Here is a 16,168-nt window from a genome sequence, read left to right as displayed (position 1 = left end):
GGTTGGCCGCCCGTTTTTTTGGGTTCTTCAGGGATTTTCGGGGAAGGCTCGCTGGGAGGGAGGATGGGTGTTTTCCTGCCACCGGAACTTCCACACCGGCGGGTTTCGCCCCGCCAGGCGAGTTGCCTTTCTTGCTCGGCCAAGAAAGGTAACACCAAAGAAGGCCGCCCCAGTTCCTTGCCATTCGGGTCCCCTGCGCTACGCAGATGAATTCGGCGCGGACGGAAACTTGCCTTCGGCTTCGGACATCCGTCCGCGTCTTTCCGAATTCATCCACTCCGCTCCGGCGGCGTCACAGGGGAGGGATGGTGGGCTTTACTGGCCGAGCTTGAAGCTGTTGTGCAAAAAGCCGGCAGAGAAATGTCTGGCCCCGGCTACCGGGAGGGCCTACCAATCGGTCGGATAGTCATCCTCGGCTTGCGCAGGGTCGTTGTAAGTTACGATCGAATCCTTATCCCGCTCCAGAACCTTGAGGACCGTTTCAGCAGGGATCATCACCACATCCCGCTTGTACACGGCCAGACCCATCAGCCCTTCGGCCAGCTTGTCCGCGACATCCCGGGTCACTGAAATCCGCTTTATCGTTCCGCCATCACCCACATAGTGGTAGGCGACAGGTCCCTCTTCCACCGGCAGCCGATTGGTCTCGATGAGTTGCTGCGCGGCAGCCTGATCGGCCTCACGTTGTGCCCGTCGATTCCGTTCGGCGTTCAGCTGCTGGTCTTTTTTTGCCTGTGCCTCCCGTTGCTGCTTCAGCCTGACCCCGGCGCTGTCGTCGGAGGAGGCTTCCCCCTTTTTCTTCTTTTTGTTTTGCACCCGTTTTTCGTGGTTGGCCTTTTTTACCTGTTTCTGGTCAACCAACCCAGCCTTCAGCAGCTGCTCTTGTATGGAAAGCCCCATTTGCTACTCCAAAATCTGTTTTTTAATTCTCGATGGCCATGGAAACCGTGACGCCATAATATCAGCAACGGCGGGCCGGAGGTCAAGCCTCGAAATATTCGCGCCGAGCCCGGCAAGACAGGGGCAGGCTCCCAGGCGGCCCGCAGCGCCGGTTATAGCCTGCCGACAAACCCCACGGCCAGGGCGAAGGCGAGGCTTTCGATGGCGATGGAGAGGGTCAGGGAGAAACTGCAGACGGGTTTGGCGAAAGTCTGCCGGTTCATGGTGGAGACGGTGAGCAGCTGCATGAAGGAAGCGAAGAAGGCCCCGGCCACCCTTGCAAAAAAGTGGCAGGGCAAGACCTGACCCCCGAAACAGTTCATGGTAGAGACGGTGAGCGGCTGCATAAAGAAGGCGAAGAGGACCCCGGCCACGGTCACCCTTGCAAAAAAGTGGCAGGGCAAGACATGACCCCAGAAACCCACATACCGTACCACTTGGAGCCCCCTTGCTTTTCATGAGCTTGGGGGCTTTTTTGTGTTTTCCAGACATGTGGAGGGGCATATGGCGCTTCTGCTTGCGTGAAATACCTCTAATGGCCACGGGGGGGGGCAGGCCCGTATTGAAACTCCAGGTAGTTAGAGGGCTCTAGAGATCATTAGGGTCAGGTTAACTTTTCTGCCATTCTCCGTCAGAAACCATCCAAGGCGCACAAAGTTCCAATCGCCAACATCTTTCTTTGCCGCAAAGCCAGCGGCCCTGTATCCTGCTGAGCCCACGCTTCTTTCCGCCGCAACTTTAGAGATCCCAGGTTTCACCCCCGGGGGCGAATCCCCAACCCTTCAGAGCCTGACATGCGGCAGCTCCTCGGCGAATCCGAGAAACCGGCTTGCATTGGCCCTGATCCTCCCAAAAAGTCCCTCGGCAAAGGAAACTTCGTCCTCCACAAGCACTTGGTCCAACGAGATTTTGTCCAGGTTCTTCAAAACGGCTGTGCAGAGCTTTGTCAAGGTCGTTGCGACCTGCCTCTGCGGCAACCCACACTCGTGGCACATTTCAGCCAGTTGATACGGCAGGATCTCACCGGCGACAAACTCGTCACCCACGGCCATGGCAAGATCCCGGTCAAATTCGTCGCCGTAGATATCGATATTCAGCAGATCATAGCCAGGCGCCACATCGATCCCCCTCTTGTCGATGAAGAACGAGATGTTTTTTCCGTGGGCGTCGCTGTTGCCGATCAGCAACTGAAACAGGGCCCAGTTCAGCAGATCTCTGCTCGCCAGGGCCGGAATCCGGCACTGCCGGCTCGCTGCGAACAACCTGGGCAGACTGGCCCCGGTCCTGATTCGCGCCCCCTCCCCGGAGGTGCCGAAGGGACGCTCGTACTTATAGGTCGGCGGCAGGTCGAGCATCTGACAGCCATCGATCAGATGCAACCGGTCCACCTTGCCCCCGTTCCAGCGGCGATCGAATCGTTCTACCAGCAGCACCGGTTCTCCAAGCCTCCGCAGGGAGACCCTGGCCACGGGAAGTTGGACCAGGCGGGCCAGTTCCATGCAAATGAACTCGTTGACCACCATGTGCATGTCCGGTCTCTTGCCGAATTTGAGTATATGGGTGGACGCCAACTCCCCCTCACCAAAACCGAACGCACCATCCGGCATAATCAAGATCGGCAGCTTATCCTGGACCCCGGTCACGGAGAGGCGCGGCTTTCCATCCCACCTGGCAATGGAGACCTGCTGGCGCTGGGCGATGCGCTCGGTCAGTTCCTCATCGCTGATCGGGCGTAATTCAGTCGGTCTTGGCTCCAGACCTTCGCCATCATACCGGAAGGTCAAGGCGCCGGTTGTCTCCGATCCGATCAGTGCGATCAGTCCGAAGATGTTGCCCTGTGAGATCTGGTTGTCGACCGACAGTTCGTCTAACCACTTCCCTTCCGGAAGAAGGTTGGCAAGAAACCGCTTTACCGGTTCCGAGCCGCACTCCCCGGGGTTCAAATGGGGAGAGATTGGAAACCCCGGGCCGGCAAGCCATGAGGATGCATACTCCAGTTGATAACGGTCCTCCTTGCCATGCAGGGTTATCGTCCCGAGCGGTTCGCGATTCAAAAATACAGAGAGCTGTGCTGACATTACTCCTCCCAATTCTCTACCGTGAGGCTGATGCCGAGCATTCGACAGACGGTGAGAACACTGGAGAGCCGGACATCCCCCTTGGCCTTTTCAATTTTGGTCAGCGTATCGACAGCGACTCCGCAGAAAGCGGCTGCCTCGTGAATCCCCATGGCGGACTGGGTACGCCGGGCGCGGACAAACGTCCCCAGAGTTTCCGCATCCAGCGGCCCTTGCTGGACCGGGGTCGGCAATGGCTTGATCGTCTTGGGCATGACGGCCTCCCTTGTATTTATTCTACTGCCTGGGTAGTATATATGTCAGCACCAGCCCCCCGTCAAGCAAAATACTGCCAAGACAGTATCATTCAAGCGCCCAAGCCCCAGCCACACAAAATACCACTATGGCAGTATTTTAAACCTGCAGACCAGAAATGCCTGTGCCTCGAAGGACTTGGCGGCCGTGTCAGATCCCGCAACCTGGGCCATCCACCGTAAAACACCCCCGCCACCCCAATTTCCTTGACACCCCCTCCATCTTAGAGAGAATAAAAGCTTCCCACATCGTTCCCACCGGCCGCCCGGCCGCCAACCCGGAGCCCCGCCCATGCGCAGACTGGTCCTCCTCCTCGCCCCGCTCCTCTTCGCCCTCCCGGCCCTCGCCCAGGAGGGCGGGCCGCCGCCAGCCCTGGTCGCCGTCGCGCCGGTCACGGTCGGCACGGTCGCCCCCCAAGCCACCTTCGTCGGCACCGTCACCTATCCCGAAACCTCCGAGGTCGCCGCCGAGGCCAACGGCCGGGTGGCGAAGGTGGCCTTCGAGGAGGGGCAGCGGGTCGCCGACGGGGCAACACTCGTCGTCCTCGAAGCGTCGGTGCTGCGCCGGGAGATCGCGGCCATCGAGGCCTCGCGCAAGCAGGCCGCGGTGGAGGCGAAGAAAGCCCGCCTGGAAACCGAGCGTTTCCGGACCCTCTTCGACCAGAAGACGGTCTCCCGCCAGGAGTACGAAAACTACCTCTATGCCGGCGAGGCCCTCGCCCTGCGGGTCGACTCCCTCGCCGCGCAGGTCGCCGCCCTGCAGACCCAGCTCGGCAAGAAGACCGTCCCGGCCCCCTACGACGGGGTGATCCTCGAGCGCTTCACCGACCGGGGCGAATGGCTGGAGCCGGGCTCGGCCGTGGCGACCATGGCCCGGGACGACGAGGTGGACGTGATAGTCAGCGTCCCCGGGGAGGCGCTGGCGCACCTCCGGGTCGGGCTTGAGGTCGATTTCGAAGCGGGCGGGAATCGGCAGACGGGCAGGATCGTCGCCCTGATCGGCCGGGGGGACGTCAAGACCCGGACCTTCCCCGTGAAGATCCGCGCCGCCAACGAGCACGGCCTCTTCGAGGGGATGGAGGCCCGGGTCGCCCTGCCCACCGGGCCGGCCCGGGAGAGCTTCGTCGTCCCCCGGGACGCCATCGTCAGCGGCCCCGGGGGGACGAGCGTGGCCCTCGTCGCCGAGGGGCAGGCGCAGTTCGTCCCGGTGATGGTCCTCGGCTACCTGGGGCTGAGCGCCGGGATCGAGGGGGAGGGCCTGACCGAAGGCGCCTCCGTCGTGGTCAAGGGGAACGAACGGCTGCGGCCGGGACAGCCGGTGCGGGTCGCGGGGGGGGACGAGTAGCCCATGGATGTCGTCCGCTTCTCCATCGAAAAACCGGTGACGGTGATCGTCGGGGTGATCCTGCTGCTGATGTTCGGCACCCTCGCCCTGATGAAAATGCCCTACCAGCTCTCGCCGACGGTCACCGAGCCGGAGATCACGGTGCGCACGGTCTGGAGCGGCGCCACCCCCTACGAGATCGAGCGGGACATCGTCGAGGAGCAGGAAAAAGTCCTCAAGGGGATCCCCGACCTGCGCACCATGGAGAGCCAGTGCTTCAACGGCCAGGGGGAGATCGTGCTGCGCTTCGCCGTCGGCACCGAGATCGACTCGGCCCTGCTGCGGGTCTCCAACAAGCTCGACGAGGTCCCCTCCTACCCGGAGAACGTGGACAAGCCGGTCCTCAAGGCGACCGGTTCGGCCTCCTCGCCGGTCATCTGGATGGTGATGAAGACCCGGCCCGGCAACGAGGCGCCGATCAACACCTACTTCACCTACTTCGAGAACGACATCCGCCAGCACCTCGAGAGGGTGCGGGGCGTCGCCGACCTCTTCGTCTTCGGCGGCACCGAGAAGGAGATGCACGTCGTCGTCGACCCGGCGAAGCTGGCCGGCCACGGGCTCACCGTGAGCGACGTCATCGGGGTCCTCGGGCGGGAGAACGTCAACGTCGCCGCGGGCAACCTCGGGGTCGGCCGCCGCGACTACCGCATCCGCACGGTCGCCGAGTTCCGCTCCCCGGAGGCGATCGGCGAGATCGTCCTCGCCTCGACCGGCCAGACGCGCATCCGGGTGCGGGACGTGGCGGAGGTCGGCTTCGGCTACGAGAAGCTGACCGCGGCGATGATGCAGAACGGCCGGCAGGGCATCGCCATCGGCGTCCAGCCCGAGGTCGGCACCAACATCCTCGAGATGACCGACCAGGTCAAGGAGGTCGTGGACGGGCTCAACGCAGGGGTGCTGAAGGAGCGGGGCATCCACCTCGACTGGGCCTACGACCAGCGCCCCTACATCAACGGCGCCATCGACCTGGTGCAGCTCAACATCGCCATCGGCGGGGTGCTGGCGGTGATCGTCCTGCTGCTCTTCCTGCGCTCCCTCTCCTCCACGGCGATCGTGGCCTTCGCCATCCCCATCAGCGTGATCGGCACCTTCATCTTCATGCGCCTGTTCGGGCGCAATCTCAACGTCGTCAGCCTGGCCGGCATCTCCTTCGCCGTCTGCATGCTGGTCGACAACGCCATCGTGGTGCTGGAGAACATCGACCGCCACCGGGGCATGGACAAGTCCCCCTTTGCCGCCGCCTACGACGGCACCCGCGAGGTCTGGGGGGCGATCCTGGCCTCGACCCTGACCACCATCGCCGTCTTTTTGCCGGTCGTCTTCATCGAGGAGGAGGCGGGGCAGCTCTTCAAGGACATCGCCATCGCCGTCACCTGCGCCATCGCCCTCTCCCTCTTCGTCTCGGTCTCGGTGATCCCCATGGTCTCCCGGCAGATCTTCGCCCTGCGCGCCAGGCGCTCCCGGGTCAGCCTGCAGGGGATCGACCGCGCCGCGGGGAAAGTCGCCGACGGCATCATGACCCTTGTGGGGCTGGCCACCGGGACGGTCCCCGGCCGCCTGGTCACCATCGCCGGCCTGACCGCGGCGGCGGTCGCCATCACGGTCGTCTTCTTCCCGAAGATGGAGTACCTCCCCCAGGGCAACCGCAACCTGCTGATCAACATCCTCATCCCGCCGCCGGGCCTTTCCTACGAGGAGCGCAAGGCCATCGGCGAAAAACTCTTCGACGACCTCGCCCCCCACTTCGAGGGGGAGGTCGACGGCCTGCCCCGGCTGGAGAACGTCTTCTACGTCGGCGCCGAACAGATCAGCCTCTTCGGCGCCATCGCCGAGGAGGACCAGCGGGCCCGGGAGCTGATCCCCCTGATGAGCCGGGAGGTCAACTCCTTCCCCGGGGTCTTCGGGGTCAGCCTGCAGGCGGGCATCTTCCAGGACCGCATCGGCGGCGGCCGCACCATCGACGTCGACATCAGCGGCGCCCGGATCGAGAGCCTGGTGCCTGCCTCGGGCGCCATGTTCGGCGCCGTCATGCAGGCGATCCCCGGCAGCCAGGTGCGCCCCCTGCCCTCCTTCGAGGTCCTCTACCCCGAGGTCAACCTGGTCCCCCGGCGCGACCGCCTCATCGCCTCGGGGATGAGCGCCGGAGAGCTCGGGGTCAACGTCGACGTCCTCATGGACGGCCGCAAGATCGGCGATTTCAAGGAAGAGGGGGAGAAGACCATCGACCTCGTCCTGAAGGCCCCCGAGACCGGCGCCGAGACCCCCGAGGCCCTCTACGCCACCCAGGTCGCCACCCCGCTGGGGACCACGGTCCCCCTCTCCTCGCTGGCCGAGCTGCAGCGCAGTACGGGCCTGACCCAGATCCGCCACCTGGAGCGCAAAAGGACCTTCACCCTGCAGGTGACGCCGCCGGAGCAGATGCCCCTGCAGCAGGCGATGGAGACGATCGAAGAGGAGGTCATCCCGGGGCTGGAGGAGGCCGGGCTGCTGAAGGGGCTCTCGGTGCGCCTGGCCGGCGCCGCCGACAAGCTGACCGTGACCCGCGAGGCGATGCAGTGGAACTTCCTGCTCGCCCTGGTCATCACCTACCTGCTCATGTCGGCCCTCTTCGCCAACTTCGTCTACCCGCTGATCATCCTCTTTACCGTCCCGCTGGCCGGGGCCGGCGGCTTCCTGGGCCTGAAGCTGACCAACTGGTTCATCGCCCCGCAGCCCCTCGACATCCTGACCATGCTCGGCTTCGTGATCCTGATCGGGGTGGTGGTCAACAACGCCATCCTCATCGTCCACCAGTCGTTGAACAACGTCCGCGAGCACGCCTTGGCCCACCGCGAGGCGGTCATGGCCGCCACCCGCACCCGCCTGCGTCCCATCTACATTAGCGCGACCACCTCGATCTTCGGCATGCTCCCCCTGGTGGTGGCCCCGGGGCCCGGCTCCGAGCTCTACCGGGGCCTGGGCAGCGTGGTTCTCGGCGGACTGGCCCTCTCCACGGTCTTCACCATCTTCGTCATTCCCGCCCTGCTCATGTTCTTTATCCGCATGGAGCGGACAGGGCCCCGGCAGTAGCCGCGGCCGGACAGAATAAGCTTGTTTCGGGGCGCCGAACTGTGGTCTAATTTTCCCGTTCGGCCCCGCCGGACAAGTCTCCTGTCCGAAAGGGATTCTGCCCATGTGCGCAAAAAAAGTCACCCGCCCCCGGCGGCGGCGCAAGTTGAGGCTGCGCGGGTTCAACAACCTGACCAAGACCCTCTCCTTCAACATCTACGACATCTGCTACGCCCGCGCCCCCCAGGCCCGCAAGGAGTACCTCGAGTACATCGACGAGGAGTACAACTCGGAGCGCCTGGTGCGCATCCTCACCGAGGTGTCCGAAATCATCGGCGCCAACATCCTCAACATCTCCAGCCAGGACTACGACCCGATGGGAGCGAGCGTGACCGTCCTCATCGCCGAGGAGCCGGTCGAGCCGAAACCCGAACAGGTCCTGGCACACCTCGACAAGAGCCACCTCTGCGTCCACACCTACCCGGAAACCGACTCCCGGCTCGGCATCTCCACCTTCCGGGCCGACGTCGACATCTCGACCTGCGGCAAGATCAGCCCCCTCAAGGCCCTCAACCACCTCATCGAGTCCTTCGACTCGGACATCGTGCTGATGGACTACAAGGTGCGGGGCTTCACCCGGGACGTGAGAGGGACGAAGCACTACATCGACCACAAGGTACACTCCATCCAACAATTCATCAAGAAGTCGATCCTGGATCGCTACCAGTGCGTGGACATCAACATCCACCAGGAGAACCTCTTTCACACCAAGATGCTGCTGCGCGAACTCGACCTGGAAACCTACCTCTTCTCCACCGCCGCCACCGACTTTTCCGACGCCGAAAAAGCGCGGGTCAAAGAGAACCTGCGGCGGGAGATGACGGAGATCTTCTACTCCAAGAACATCTACTGAAACCGGGTGATCGACCGAAGAGGAGCGAGATGACAGGCAGAGCCGGCCGGAACCGGAGACCTCCCGAGAAAAGCCCGAAGACCCCGAGCGACGGAGACGACGTCTATGACACTGACCTTGCGCAAGCCCCTGGCCGCCCTTCTAGCCGCCCTTCCCCTTCTGCTCGGAGCCTGCACGGGGGCCAAGATGCTCGGCAACCCTGAGAGCCCCTACCCTCCGCCCCGAGCGCCCGTGGTGGGGGACATCCTGCACCTGGCCACCGGCACCTACGTTTCGGAGGAGGCGATGCTCGCCGCGGTGACCGGCCCCCGCATCGTCTACGTGGGAGAGACCCACGACAACCCCGCCTCCCACCGCCTCGAGGTGACCGTCCTGAAGGCCATGTCCGAGCGCCACCCGGGCCGGGTCGCACTCGGCATGGAGATGTTTTCCCCCGCCATGCAGGAGACCCTCGACAGCTGGCTTGCCGGGGACCTGGACGACAAGACCTTTTTGAAAAAGACCCGGTTCGACCAGTCGTGGAACTTCGACCAGTACAAGGGCCTACTGCTCTTTGCCAAACGAAACGCCATCCCGATCGTCGCCCTGAACGCCGAAAAGGAGCTCCGGATGGCGGTCAGCCGAACCGAGTTCGCCGACCTGCCGGAGGAGCAGCGCGCGCAGTTGCCCGAAATCGACATGAACGACCCCTACCAGAAGGCGATGGCCGAGGCGGTCTTCGCCGGACACGACGGGGGAGAGGCCATGCGGGGCGGCTTCCTGCGGGTGCAGACCCTGTGGGACGAGACCATGGCCGAGAGCATCGTCCGTTTCCTCAAGGACCGCCCGGACGACGACTGGCGCATGGTCGTCGTCGCGGGGGGGAACCACATCCGCCACGGCTACGGCATCCCCCGCCGGGTCTTTCGGCGCCTGCCCGTCTCCTACACCTCGGTCGGCTCCAGGGAAATTGAAATCCCCGAGGAGAAAATGGCTCGGTTCATGAAAGTGAAGGTCCCTGACTTTCCCATGCCCGCCTACGACTATCAGGTGATGACGCGATACGAAAGCCTCGAAATGGAGAGGGTCAAACTGGGAGTGATGCTCAAGGAGGAGGACGGAAAAGTGCTGGCCAAAATGGTCATGCCGGACTCCAACGGCGCCCGGTCGGGACTCGAGAAGGGGGACGTGCTGGTCAGCTTCGACGGCGTCGCCATCGAAGACAGCTTCGACCTGATCTACGAGGTCAAGCAGAAGCGCCCCGGAGACGGGGGCACCCTGGTCATCGAAAGGGAAGGAGAAGAGATGTCCCTGGAGGTGACCTTCGAGAAGGATGCCGGCCAGGGGCACCACCAAGGGATGAAAAAGTAGACCGACGCCTGGATACGGAAAAAGCCGCTTCGAGAATCTCGAAGCGGCTTTTTTTCGTTTCATCCGGGGATTTCTCCCCGCGTGACGCCGCCGGAGCGGCGTAAACTTTTCGAAAAACAGGCGGGCGAAATCCGCCGGCAGCAAGCTTTCTGTTCGAAACAGGAACGGGGGCCGCGCCCCCTCCCGCCCGCTCTAAAGGGTGGAGTCGGCAGTCCCGCCAGAAGCTTCGGCGCTGGCCCCGGCCTCCTCGCCCAGCCCCTGCTCCGCGTCGACGGCTTCGGGCCCGGTCCGCTCCGGAACGGGCTCGCTGGCCGCGGGAACGGCGGAGCCCGGCTCGACTTCGATTTCACCAGAGGCCTCGGCGACCGCGGTGGCCGCCGCCGGGGAGGGGGCGATTCGGTCGAGTTCGGCAGGCTCGATAAGAGCTCCCATCAACTGCTGCTGCCTGGCCGGGGTCATGCCCCTCATCAGCTGTTCCTCGAGGGACTGGGAGGCGTGCTCGAAACCGAGACCGGAGAGGGCCAGGATGTCCCGGGCCGCTTCCGTCACGCCGATCTCTTCGCGCTCCCCGCCTTCCCGGCCGTGGCGGGCGAGGATCTTCTGGGCCTGGTAGATGCTCGCGGTCAGCTGCCGGCTGACCGTGGTCGCCTCTTCCGCCCTGGCGTCGTCGACTTCCACCGAGAAGACCAGTTCCCGGGACAGGGGCAGGACGTCGAACAGGTCGAACAGGCAGATGTTCGCCTCGCCCCTCTCGTTCAATTCGACCCGGTGCGGCACTCCCATGCTCGTCACCTGCAGGGGCTGGCCGGCCAGGGCCGTCTCGATGGACTCGATCCTTTGGTCCTGGACCTCCTCCATCTGCGAGGCCAGTTCCAGCTTTTTGCGGGAGGCGGACTCGATATTCAGGAACGGGTTGATCCCGGCAAAGCCGGCACTGAGCGCCCCATCGGTAAAGCTGTTGGGCAACAGCCCGAGCAGCGCAACGTCGACAACGTTTATCACCACTCCCCCGACAATGGAGATCACCCCGAAGGGCAGCTCGTAGACTTCGCGCAGCACCTGGTAGGGAGTGAAGGCCTCGTAGACCTGGGTGTTGGTCAACTCCTGGATCTGGATGGTATTGGTCTCGGTCGCCTTGACTCTGAGCATGTCCCGGGAGAGGACCTGGCCCTGGTCCAGGGACAGGTTCAGCTGCCGGGAAACGGGGACCCGGTTGACCTTGTGAGACGCTACGGTTTCCTCGGGCAGGTGGTTGGCGCAGCCGGCGAGCAACAGGGCGGCGACCAACAGTGATGCGCTTGCTCTGAACATGAAACGATCCTCCTTTTTAGAGAGAAGATAAACGCGATGGGACAATGCCCGGCGAACGGGCCGCCTGCGACCAGGGGGCACGGTTTCGGTCCGCCGAGCCCCGGGAAGGGGTGCGAGGCTTCGCGCCGCCGCGGAAGCAACCCTTATCATTAGAACTTGGCGCCTGTCAACCTTCGATGCTCCCGGGATCCAGGTACTGCACATTCCACGCCAGCGTTTTCCCGTAGCGCCCCCCATCCGGCAGCGGCCCCATAACCGGGCTATCGCTCGCTCCCCGGCGCGGCCGCACCCTGGCGCCTGCCCGCGAGGGGGTGACAAAAAAAGCCGCTTCAACGATCTGAAGCGGCTTTTTGCGGGATGAATCGGAAACGGGGTCAGGCTTTGCCGGCGCTGCCGAGCACGGCCTCGTTCTTATGCTTGATGAGCTCGACCAGTTCCTTGCGGGCCGCGCCGAGATACTTGCGGGGATCGAACTCGCCGGGATGGGCGGCCATGTACTCGCGCACCTTGGCGGTGACGGCGAGCCGGCCGTCCGAATCGATGTTGATCTTGCACACGGCGCTGGCGGCGGCACGGCGCAGCTGCTCTTCGGGCACCACGACGGCCCCTTCCATCTTGCCGCCGTACTGGTTGATCAGCTGAACGTACTACTGGACGACGCTCGATGCGCCGTGCAGGACGATGGGAAAGCCGGGGAGGCGCTTCTGGCACTCCTCGAGGATGTCGAAACGCAGGGGCGGCACCTCCTCGCCTTCCTGCAGCTTGAACTTGTAGGCGCCGTGGCTGGTGCCTATGGAGATGGCGAGGGAATCGACGCCGGTCTTCTTGACGAAGTCCTCGACCTCCTCGGGCTTGGTGTAGGTGGACTCCTCGGCCTGGACATCGTCCTCGATGCCGGCCAGCACCCCGAGCTCGCCCTCGACGGTGACGTCGAACCGGTGGGCGTACTCGACGACCCGCTTGGTCAGGGCGACGTTCTCGTCATACGGAAGGTGGGAGCCGTCGATCATCACGGAGGAAAAGCCGTTGTCGACGCAGCTCTTGCAGATCTCGAAGGAGTCGCCGTGGTCGAGGTGCAGGCAGACGGGGATCTGGGAGCCCATCTCACGGGCCATCTTCACGGCGCCCATGGCCATGTAGCGCAGCATGGTGGCGTTGGCGTACTCGCGGGCCCCCTTGCTCACCTGGATGATGACCGGGGAGCTGGTCTCGGCGCAGGCCGTGACGATCGCCTGCAGCTGCTCGAGATTGTTGAAGTTGTAGGCCGGGATGGCGTAGCCGCCACCGACCGCCTTGGTGAACATTTCCCGGGTGTTGACCAGACCCAGGTCGCTGTAGTGAACCGTGTCTCCCATGTGACGACCTCCTGTCGGGGTGATGAAATAGCGTGCCTGCGGCCCTCGCGGACCGGGTTATTAATAGCAATTCATTGCCCCCAAGTCCAGCCTAAAGTCACCCCCCGAAATGCGAAAGGCCGGTCGCGGGGACCGGCCTTTCGGCTTGAACAAAATATCTTTCGAGCGGGGTGTATTAATCGCGACGCATCATGCGCATTTTCTTGCGCAGACGGCGCTGGGCCTCCTTCTCCTTGCGCTTGCGCTTGACAGAGGGCTTTTCGTAGAACTTGCGCTGCTTCATTTCACGAAACAGCCCCTCCTGCTGCAGCTTACGCTTGAGAACCCGGATGGCCTTCTAGACGTTGCCGTCGATGACCTGGATTTCCACGGACGAATCACCTCGCTTTCGCTTCCATATCGGACCCCCGCGAACCTGACGATCCGCAAGGGCAAGTTGGCACCCTAATTCATTCCCGGCCGAAGGTCAAGAATTTTCTTCGACCTAAAGCCGGGCCGTAAACAGGGCCACCCGGATGCCGCCGTTGACCAGCGCGGCGCGCTTGGCCAGAGTCAGCCCCGTGGCCTCGGCCAGTCTTCGATCCGGGCAGAGCAGGGCGCCCCGCCACCCGCCGAAAGCCTGCCGGTAGACCTGGCCCAGAGTGCGGAACAGGGGGCGGAGATCGCTGTCCCGTTCGAGGCGTTCGCCGTAGGGCGGATTGCACAGCACCAGCCCCGGCCCGGGGGAAGGCTTCAGGCTGGACAGGTCGGCAACTGCGAGTTCCAGCTCCTGCGCCACCCCCGCCCGCGCGGCGTTGCGGGAGGCCGCCGCCACCGCGCCGGGGTCGGAATCCGAACCCCGCAGGGCCACTTCAACGTTGCGCTCCGCCCGTGCGGCCTCGGTCGACAGCGCTTCCCAGAGCCCCGGACGGTAGCGGGGCCAGCCCTGGAAGGCAAAAACCCGCCGCGCCCCCGGAGCCCGGTTCCCGGCGATCAGGGCCGCTTCAACCAGGAAGGTCCCCGAGCCGCACATGGGATCGACCAGGGGGCGCGTCCCGTCCCAGCCGAGCTGCAGCAGGATGCCCGCCGCGAGGGTCTCGCGCAGGGGGGCCGAAGCCCCCTCTTCGCGGTAGCCGCGCCGGGGGAGCAACTCCCCCGAGCTGTCGACGGAGAGGGTGCAAAGATCGTCCTGGAAACGGGCCAGGACCAGCTGCTCCGGGCCGTCCCCAGGAGGCCCCGGCCGGCCCAGCGCCCGGTCGGCGGCATCGGCCAGGGTTGCGGCGATGCGCCCGGTGTGACCCAGGCGAGAGGCGTGGCTGGCGGCCCGGACCCGAGTCCGGGTGCCGGGGCGGACGAATTTCCCCCAGGGCAGACGCACGCCGCCCTGAAACAGACCGGGAAAATCGCGGGCCTTGACCTGCCCCAGGCGGACCACAACCCGGCTCGCGGTGCGCAGCCACAGGTTGGCCAGGTAGATCTCCCGAAGCCCTCCGGAGAACTCCACCCCGCCCGGCACCGCCCGCACCGCCTCCATCCCCAGGGCGGAAAGCTCCCCTGCGCAGACCTCCTCCAGACCCGGGGCGGTGACGGCAAAAAGCTCTTCTGTGGTTCGTTTCACGACATCTCCTCTTCCCGGCCGCCGGCATCGAACCCTCCGCCGAACCGCGGCGGGGCGATCCTAGCACAGGGCCGCCCCTCCATGCAATCTGGGAGCGGGTGGAAAAAGCGCTGGAAATTCAAGAGGATTACTGGTACAAGTTTAACATCACCGAGGGGACCCGCCCATGGATGTGGACATCGACTGGAACTACCTTCTGGAACGCCTGGAGCGCCTGCTCGACATGGGCGAGGAGCACCTCTCCCGCCAGCTGGCCGAGTGGGAACCCGACCCGGAGGCTTTCCGCCAGCACTACGCCTTTCGCTGGCAAAGGGACGAACCGTCGGGCTTCTTCACCGAGGTGACCAGCCCGGACATCCCAGACCTCGCCGACCTGCTCGGCATCGACGACGCTTTGAAGCGGATGCGCCGCAACACCCTGCAGTTCGTCCGGTCCCTGCCGGCCAACAACGTTCTGCTGTGGGGGGAGCGCGGCGGCGGAAAGTCCTCGGCGGTCAAGGGCATGCTCGGGGAGTTCGGGAAGCAGGGACTGCGCATGGTGGAGGTTCGCAAGGAGGACTTCTTCCAGCTCCCCGAAATCACCGCCTGGCTCCGGCAGCTACCCTACCGTTTCATCCTGTTCTGCGACGATCTCTCCTTCGGCGAAAACGAGGTCGCTTACCGGGAACTGGAAACCCTTCTGGAGGGAGGCCTCGAGGCCCGACCGGACAACGTGCTGGTCTACGCCACCAGCAACAGCCGCCACCCGGTGCCCGAGCGCCCGGCGGAGAAGACCGGGGGCGCGGAGATCCGCCCCGAGGAGGAGGCGGCCGAGAAGCTTCCCCTGGCCGACTGCTTCGGCGTCACCCTCGGCTTCCACCCGATGGATCAGGCGACCTACCTGGCCATCACCCGCCACCTGGCGCGCAAGCGGGGCCTCGCCCCCGGCCGGGAGCAACTGGAGCGCGAGGCCCTGCACTGGGCCCGGGATCGCGGGGCCCGCTCGGGGCGGGTGGCCCGCCAGTTAATCGACGACCTTGCCGGGCAGCTGGCCCTCAGAGGGGCCGCCTCGAAGGACCCGGCCTGACCCGCCGCCTCTGGAGCGAAAAACAAAAGAACCGATGGGCCCCATTCCCTTCCGCCGACGGAGAGCGAACGTCCATGCAGTACCTCAAATATTTCAAGCCGAAGCAGAAGATTCTCCTGCGCCCCTTCGGCCCGACCCTGCCGCCGCGACGCTTCGAGGTTCTCACGGCCTATTTCCAGGGACACGGGCCGAGCTACTTCGACCTCGCCCTGCCGTATCGCACTCCCGAGGGGGAGCACTACCCCTTCACCCCGGGCATGCCCTTTGAAATTCTCTCCGACGCCATGGGCCTGGGCATCCGCCTGACCGGGCGTTTTCGGGAGATGCGGGGCACCGACCTCCTCCGCGTCGAGATCAACGATGACCTGGAGGTCTTCCAGCGCCGCTCTCAGCAACGGGTGGAGACCAGCACCGGCCTTCAGTTCACCCGGGGGCAGGGCAAGCTGCGCTCCTTCAGGGACCAGTGGCAGCGCAACATCCACATTTTGGAGACCAAACCCGACCTGTCCCAGTTGCCGAGCTTTCCCGACTGCCGGGTGAACCTCAGCTCCAGCGGAATCCGCTTCAGCATCAAGACCCCCGCCGAGGCGGCAGACCTGTGCCTGCTCCTGCTCGACCTGCACGACCGATGCCCGCCGGTGTGCGCCCTGGCCGAGGTCGTCTGGACGGGAGATGCGGACGAGGAGGGGAGGCGTCCGACCGGCATGCAGTTCATCAACATCCTCGAGTCGGACCAGGAGCGGATCGAGAGCTTCGTGCGCCGAAACGCCCAACAAGGAACCGGAGAGGGGAACCGCGGAAGCCTTCCCATCTGAGCCGCGGACTGCCCGA

General features: G+C 64.5%; 13 protein-coding genes and 1 pseudogene. 6 read left to right on the top strand and 8 right to left on the bottom strand.

The features are described 5' to 3' along the window. Window positions 1-387: 387 nt before the first annotated feature. The 4 genes from C0617_RS15350 to C0617_RS15335 form a co-directional block, all read right to left on the bottom strand. On the bottom strand, window positions 388-900 hold the full coding sequence (locus C0617_RS15350; RefSeq protein WP_291317914.1) for a DUF2058 family protein: 513 nt from the start codon (window positions 898-900) through the stop codon (window positions 388-390). Between the two features lie 152 nt (window positions 901-1,052). Then, window positions 1,053-1,376, bottom strand: a complete 324-nt coding sequence (locus C0617_RS15345) for a hypothetical protein (protein WP_291317913.1) — start codon at window positions 1,374-1,376, stop codon at window positions 1,053-1,055. A gap of 345 nt (window positions 1,377-1,721) precedes the next feature. Then, window positions 1,722-3,017, bottom strand: coding sequence for a HipA domain-containing protein (locus C0617_RS15340; RefSeq protein ID WP_291317912.1), 1,296 nt, complete (start codon window positions 3,015-3,017; stop codon window positions 1,722-1,724). Continuing rightward, on the bottom strand, window positions 3,017-3,271 hold the full coding sequence (locus C0617_RS15335) for a helix-turn-helix domain-containing protein (RefSeq protein ID WP_291317911.1): 255 nt from the start codon (window positions 3,269-3,271) through the stop codon (window positions 3,017-3,019). The genes C0617_RS15340 and C0617_RS15335 overlap by 1 nt, the downstream gene beginning before the upstream one ends. Window positions 3,272-3,602: 331 nt before the next feature. Between C0617_RS15335 and C0617_RS15330 the strand changes: the two genes are divergently transcribed. The 4 genes from C0617_RS15330 to C0617_RS15315 all read left to right on the top strand — a co-directional run bounded on the left by C0617_RS15330 (window position 3,603) and on the right by C0617_RS15315 (window position 10,008). Continuing rightward, window positions 3,603-4,655 carry an efflux RND transporter periplasmic adaptor subunit gene (locus tag C0617_RS15330; RefSeq protein ID WP_291317910.1) on the top strand — a complete coding sequence of 351 codons (1,053 nt, stop codon included), beginning with the start codon at window positions 3,603-3,605 and terminating at the stop codon, window positions 4,653-4,655. Window positions 4,656-4,658: 3 nt separating this feature from the next. Continuing rightward, window positions 4,659-7,766, top strand: coding sequence for an efflux RND transporter permease subunit (locus tag C0617_RS15325; RefSeq protein ID WP_291317909.1), 3,108 nt, complete (start codon window positions 4,659-4,661; stop codon window positions 7,764-7,766). A 103-nt stretch (window positions 7,767-7,869) separates the two neighbouring features. Continuing rightward, a complete protein-coding gene (gene speD / locus C0617_RS15320; RefSeq protein WP_291317908.1) occupies window positions 7,870-8,658 on the top strand; it encodes an adenosylmethionine decarboxylase in 789 nt (262 codons plus the stop codon). Between the two features lie 105 nt (window positions 8,659-8,763). Further along, complete coding sequence (locus C0617_RS15315; protein ID WP_291317907.1) at window positions 8,764-10,008, top strand: ChaN family lipoprotein; 1,245 nt, start codon at window positions 8,764-8,766, stop codon at window positions 10,006-10,008. A gap of 192 nt (window positions 10,009-10,200) precedes the next feature. Here C0617_RS15315 and C0617_RS15310 read toward each other — a convergent pair whose 3' ends face one another. The 4 genes and pseudogenes from C0617_RS15310 to C0617_RS15295 form a co-directional block, all read right to left on the bottom strand. Further along, the gene (locus tag C0617_RS15310; protein ID WP_291317906.1) at window positions 10,201-11,319 is read right to left on the bottom strand and encodes a hypothetical protein; all 1,119 of its coding nucleotides are present in this window, start codon (window positions 11,317-11,319) and stop codon (window positions 10,201-10,203) included. Window positions 11,320-11,693: 374 nt separating this feature from the next. Beyond that, window positions 11,694-12,674 (bottom strand): annotated as a pseudogene (locus C0617_RS15305) (class II fructose-bisphosphate aldolase). Between the two features lie 175 nt (window positions 12,675-12,849). After that, window positions 12,850-13,005, bottom strand: a complete 156-nt coding sequence (rpsU, locus tag C0617_RS15300) for a 30S ribosomal protein S21 (RefSeq protein ID WP_291317917.1) — start codon at window positions 13,003-13,005, stop codon at window positions 12,850-12,852. Window positions 13,006-13,158: 153 nt separating this feature from the next. Then, entirely contained in the window at window positions 13,159-14,271 is a 1,113-nt protein-coding gene (locus C0617_RS15295) for a class I SAM-dependent RNA methyltransferase (RefSeq protein ID WP_291317905.1), read from the bottom strand. A 166-nt stretch (window positions 14,272-14,437) separates the two neighbouring features. On the opposite strand from C0617_RS15295, the gene C0617_RS15290 reads away from it, so the two are divergent. Then, window positions 14,438-15,337: an ATP-binding protein gene (locus C0617_RS15290; RefSeq protein WP_291317904.1), complete on the top strand. Its 900-nt coding sequence runs from the start codon at window positions 14,438-14,440 to the stop codon at window positions 15,335-15,337. Between the two features lie 74 nt (window positions 15,338-15,411). After that, window positions 15,412-16,152 carry a PilZ domain-containing protein gene (locus tag C0617_RS15285; protein ID WP_291317903.1) on the top strand — a complete coding sequence of 247 codons (741 nt, stop codon included), beginning with the start codon at window positions 15,412-15,414 and terminating at the stop codon, window positions 16,150-16,152. Window positions 16,153-16,168: the final 16 nt, after the last annotated feature.

The organism is Desulfuromonas sp. (genome assembly GCF_002868845.1).
Classification (GTDB): domain Bacteria; phylum Desulfobacterota; class Desulfuromonadia; order Desulfuromonadales; family BM501; genus BM501.
This window is presented reverse-complemented; position numbering and strand designations above follow the sequence as displayed.